This is a genomic window from Chitinophaga sp. 10T418, from assembly GCF_056394125.1.
Genome location: NZ_JBFTHG010000065.1, coordinates 1 through 473, shown reverse-complemented (window position 1 = coordinate 473; position 473 = coordinate 1). Strand labels below are relative to the sequence as shown.

The following is a 473-nucleotide window of genomic DNA, read 5'->3' as shown; positions in this document are numbered from 1 at the left end:
CTTTATCATTCGCAGCAAAAATTATTTCAACTTAATTGCTTATTTATTTTCTCTATGTCAATTTGATATTAAGCGTGTTGCTTAATGTAGATTCCTTAGTTTAAGGAAGAGTGATGAACCRTAAAAGTGTAGTTGGTAGGTTGTTGCCTAGCCTGGTGGTATCATCCTGTTAGCAGTGACCTGCTATGTAAAGAACTGTATCTGTTAGTGGGTGGAAGATGTATAAACATCCTGYTTTCACCAATTGTGTGTTCGTTTGAGACGTTTAATACTGCTCTTTTGCAGTTCGTCTATTCTTATGAGTTTCGYTGTTACTCTTTAGYAACATCCTCTACTCTTAAAGAAAGAAAAAGCCTTAGTGCATAAACACTAAGGCTTCTCTTAATAAGTATGGCAGCTACCTACTCTCCCGCATTGTTGTGCAGTACCATCGGCCATGAGGGGCTTAACTTCTCTGTTCGGAATGGGAAGAG

The 473-nt window shown here is 38.4% G+C and carries 1 rRNA gene; it reads right to left on the bottom strand.

What is annotated here, in order from left to right:
• Positions 1-388 precede the first annotated feature (388 nt).
• Positions 389-473: ribosomal RNA gene (rrf, locus tag AC1DCV_RS35795) — 5S ribosomal RNA — on the bottom strand; the annotation flags it as partial.